The organism is Desulfuromonas sp., from assembly GCA_002869615.1.
Classification (GTDB): Bacteria; Desulfobacterota; Desulfuromonadia; order Desulfuromonadales; family UBA2294; genus BM707.
Genome location: PKUH01000051.1, coordinates 1 through 4,680 on the forward strand (window position 1 = coordinate 1; position 4,680 = coordinate 4,680).

The 4,680-nt window shown below is 58.0% G+C and carries 4 protein-coding genes; 3 read left to right on the forward strand and 1 reads right to left on the reverse strand.

All coding sequences use genetic code 11. From position 1 onward, the window contains the following. Window positions 1-800: 800 nt before the first annotated feature. Window positions 801-1,346, reverse strand: a complete 546-nt coding sequence (locus C0623_05375; GenBank protein PLY01404.1) for a hypothetical protein — start codon at window positions 1,344-1,346, stop codon at window positions 801-803. Window positions 1,347-1,418: 72 nt separating this feature from the next. Between C0623_05375 and C0623_05380 the strand changes: the two genes are divergently transcribed. From C0623_05380 to C0623_05390, 3 genes are all read left to right on the forward strand, one after another. After that, window positions 1,419-1,631, forward strand: a complete 213-nt coding sequence (locus tag C0623_05380; protein ID PLY01405.1) for a hypothetical protein — start codon at window positions 1,419-1,421, stop codon at window positions 1,629-1,631. Between the two features lies 1 nt (window position 1,632). Further along, window positions 1,633-2,205 carry a hypothetical protein gene (locus tag C0623_05385; protein ID PLY01406.1) on the forward strand — a complete coding sequence of 191 codons (573 nt, stop codon included), beginning with the start codon at window positions 1,633-1,635 and terminating at the stop codon, window positions 2,203-2,205. Window positions 2,206-2,547: 342 nt separating this feature from the next. Continuing rightward, complete coding sequence (locus C0623_05390) at window positions 2,548-4,380, forward strand: 3-octaprenyl-4-hydroxybenzoate carboxy-lyase (protein ID PLY01407.1); 1,833 nt, start codon at window positions 2,548-2,550, stop codon at window positions 4,378-4,380. Window positions 4,381-4,680: the final 300 nt, after the last annotated feature.

Consider the following 4,680-nt stretch of genomic DNA (forward strand, 5'->3'; position numbering starts at 1 on the left):
CCCCTGCAAGGGAGCGGTTTCTTTGGTTCGTTTCTTTATCGCTCAATAAAGAAATGAACCCGGCTGCCGGGCCGGGACCCGGCGGTTCTTCCTGTCTTCAGCCTTCTGTCTTCAGGGGACACTTCCCTGAGATTCGGGTCGTGTCCCCATCAACTTTTCGACTCCGTTTGGCAATCCATTGATGATTTTGACTCACCCCGTTGCTCTTGAGGTCGCTGCCGCTCGCGCGTTCACTGAACCGTAGCCCGACCGCAACCGCCACGGAGGCATGCCGCGTTTGCCTCAAGGCAAACTCCCCGGCAACACAGTTGAACAGAAATAATTCAGACCGCACAAAAAAGCCCCCGGCCAGGGAGCCGTTTTCTGCATACTCTTTTATGGCTCAATAAAAGAGTATGGCGGAGTGCGCGGCCGAGACCGCGCGGTTCTTTCTGTTTTCAGTCTTCAGGGGGAGACTTCCCTGAAGTTCGGATCGTGTCCCTATCCCAAACAAAACAAATCAAGGTCGCCGGTATCGCCCGGCTTGCTCCTTACTTTTCTTGCTTGTCCAAGAAAAGTAAGCAAAAGAAGACACCCCAGCTCACCCGCCTGATGATCAGGTTCCCTCACTGCGCCGATTTTAATCCGTCAGTCACTGTCGTTCCCTGAACGCCGGATTAAAATCCGCTCGTTCGGCGGTCTTACATGGGGCCCCGGGAAAAGCAGTGGGAACAGTCAAAGACAAAGGAGTTCTCATTCCCGGATCCGGCATCTTACTGACAACTGACAACTGACAACTGACAACTGACAACTGACAACTTTTAATCCCGACTCTTTTTCTCCTGCATGATCCGCTGGCGGTCGCGGCCGACGGTTTCGTACTGCATGACGATCCTCAGCGTCTTCTCCGGAACGAGGAAGAGAAACTTCACATCGTCATAGTCCGGCTGTCCCTTTTTGGTACTCCGGTTGCCGGAGAAGGCGAACCCCTCTTTCGGGATGCCGAGCAGATTACTCTTCATCTCGCCGTCACGATCTTCGTCATGAAACATGCTGATCGCGTATTCGCCGTAGGCGAGGGGGTCGATTTCCACCCGGCAGACCCGGTTGTTGATCTCCCGGTGGATATTCAGGATCGCCGCCTGCGGATCTTCCGGGAACCCATGGCGGCCGGAGAATAACGAGATAAAAAGTTCGCCGGCGTCGTTGCGCAGGCCGCTGATCTCGAGGACCAGTTTGCCGCTGCCCTGCGGCAGTCCGCCCGGCCGAGTGGGCGTTTTTTGCGCACAGGACGAGACCAAAAAGATTAAAAATAAATAAAATAATAATTGCTGCAAAATCCTTGTAATCGTCCTTATAGTATCCATATTGATATAATTGATTGCTGAAGTTTTATCAGATGTTAGAATTTAACATCCCATTCCAAGCAGGGGTTTCCGATGAAAAAAACAAGTCTGTTACTGCTCGCCCTTTTGCTGGTCGGCTGCACCATGCGGATGGCCGCTTATGCACCGCACAGGATCGACAACGCCGATCATCGCGCCGTCAAAACCAACCAGGAATGCCTCGAGTGTCACGATATCAGCAAACAGAAGGACCACCAGGCCGATGACAACTGCATGCGCTGCCATCGTATTGTAAGAGGAGTCTGAAATGAAAGTAAAATCGTTGCTGGCAATCTCCGCCCTGTTCCTGCTGGCGGCCTGCGGACCGATCATCGGTCAGGCGATGGTCGCGTCGAACGGCGTCAAGGATTTCAAGGTTGTAAAAGGCAACCTCGCCGACCTCCGGGCCGGGCAGAAACTGCTCGTCGTCGCTCCGTTTGCGACCACCCCTGAATCGTTTTATATCTGCCGCGGTGAGGATGCCTCGGTGTTCGTTGATTCATTTAACGGAACCGGGCTATTCAGCGCCGATTTCCATATGACCGGCCAGTTCGAGGACAACGGCCCGCTGATTGTCGCACTGAAAAAATCATCACCCGAGGCGATCCGCTCGAAACTTGAGCTCGCCGCCGCCCCGGATCTTCTTCTGACCGGCACCATCGTCAGCCGCGAGACCGTCGCCGCCCCGGCCAAGGGGATTGTCATGAAGGTCACCTACCGGCTCGAATTTACCGATCTCAAGTCGGGCAAGACCACCGTCGTCGAAGTTGACGTACAGGATTATTTCCAGGAATGCATCCCGACCGTCGTCAAGGAGTTGATGAAGCGGATTTCCGGATAAAAGAGGCTGTGAGGGGTGAGAGTAAAAGGGGAAACACCTGCCTGAAATCACGAAAGCATAAATGACAGGCTTTAAACCAATCTTTCCTCAACGCAAAGACGCAGGCTGACGGCGCAGAGAGAAGCAAAAGCCCGGAACAATAACTGTTTTGACCCTGCTGTTCTCTCCCCCTCTGCGCCTCTCCGTTTAAACCTCTTTCACGACTGACTCCTCACTTTCACCTGACTCCTCACTTTCACCCAACTCCTGACACCTTCCTCCTGACGGCACTCTTTTGCACGATTTTCTTTGCACCTCTGCCTCTTTGCGTTAAAGTAGTTTTTATTTTTCCGAGGAAGCCGCATGGGTTACCGCAATCTGCAACAGGCCGTCTCCGATCTCGAGCAACACGGCAAGCTGATCCGCATCGACAGCGCCATCGATCCGCACCTTGAAGCGGGAGCGATCCAGCGACGGGTCTACGCCGCCGGCGGGCCGGCGCTGCTCTTCACCAACGTCACAGGCTGCGCCTTCCCGCTGCTCGGCAACCTGTTCGGCACCCTCGAGCGGACCCGCTTCCTCTTCCGCGACACCCTGCCGGTGATCGAGAAGATGGTCGCCTGCAAGATCAATCCGGCGGCGGCGCTGAAGAACCCGTTGCAGCTGCCCGGTCTCGGCCGCGCCGCCCTCAACCTGCTGCCGAAGAAGACCGGCAGCGGCCCGATCCTCACCCATTCGACCAGCGTCGACCAGCTGCCGCAGCTGGTTTCATGGCCGGACGACGGCGGCGCCTTCATCACCCTGCCGCAGGTCTACAGCGAGAGCCCGGGCGGCGGTGGCTTCCGCAGCTCCAATCTCGGCATGTACCGGGTTCAACTCTCCGGTAACGATTATATTCCGAATCAGGAGGTCGGCCTGCACTACCAGATTCACCGCGGTATTGGCGTCCATCATGCCGAAGCGGTCGAAACCGGACAACCGCTGCCGGTCAATATCTTTGTCGGCGGGCCGCCGAGCCTGACCGTGGCGGCGGTGATGCCGCTGCCGGAGGGGATGCCGGAACTCTCCTTTGCCGGCCTGCTCGGCGGCCACCGGATGCCGATGGTGACCCGTCCGGGCGGACTACCGATCCCGGCCGAAGCCGACTTCTGCCTCGTCGGCAGCATCGACCCGGCGATGACCAAAGCGGAAGGACCGTTCGGCGATCACCTCGGCTATTACAGCCTGGCCCACGACTTCCCGGTGGTCAAAATCGAGCAGGTCTGGCACCGGCCCGGCGCGATCTGGCCCTTTACCACGGTCGGTCGGCCGCCGCAGGAGGATACCAGCTTCGGCGCTTTCATCCACGAATTGACCGGCGAGCTGATTCCCGATGTTCTGCCGGGAGTCCGGGCGGTTCATGCCGTCGACGCCGCCGGCGTCCATCCGCTACTGCTGGCGATCGGCAGTGAGCGTTACACGCCGTATGAGCAGACAGCCGAACCGAAGGAGCTGCTGACCCAGGCTTCGGCAATCCTCGGCAACGGCCAGCTCTCCCTCGCCAAGTACCTGATGATGACCGATGATGAGCAGCTCGATATTCATAATATCCCGGCGTTCTTCCGCCACGTCCTCGAGCGTGCCGACTGGCGCCGCGACCTCCATTTCACCACCCGCACCACCGTCGACACCCTCGACTATTCCGGCCACGCCCTCAATCTCGGCTCGAAGCTGACGATTGCCGCCGCCGGCCCGGCGGTTCGCAAGCTGCCGCAAGATCTGCCGGACGCACTCCGGCTGCCGGCCGGCTTCGAACGGCCACGGATGGTCGCCCCCGGCATCATGGCGATCAACGGGCCAAAGGCGACCGCCGCCCGGGGCGCCAGCGATCCGGCGATCGAGACGTTCTGCGCCGCTATCGATAGCGCCGATCCGATCAACGATTTCCCGCTGCTTGTCATCGTCGATGACAGCGACTTTGTCGCCGCCGATTTCGCCAACTTCCTGTGGGCGGTCTTCACCCGCTCGAACCCGGCGACCGACGTCTACGGCATCGGCGCTTCAACGATCAGCAAGCACTGGGGCTGCACCGGCGCCCTGGTCATCGATGCCCGGATCAAGCCGCACCACGCGCCGCCGCTGATTGATGATCCGGCGGTCGAAAAAAAGGTCGACGCCCTCGGCGCCAGCGGCCAGCCGCTGCACGGCATTATCTGATTAATAAATAAGGTTGTTCGCAGATTAGAGTGAATACAACATTAGACTCCCTCTTTGGTTTGTCCGGGACACGACCCGAAGCCCAGGGAAATGTCCCTTGATTTCTTTGACTGTTCCCACTGCTTTTCCCGGGGCCCCATGTAAGACCGCCGAGCGAGCGGATTTTAATCCGGCGTTCAGGGAACGACAGTGACTGACGGATTGGAATCTGCGCAGCGAGGGAACCTGATCATCAGGCGGGTGAGCTGGGGTGTCTTTCTTTTGCTTACTTTTCTTAGACAGGTAAGAAAAGTAAGGAGC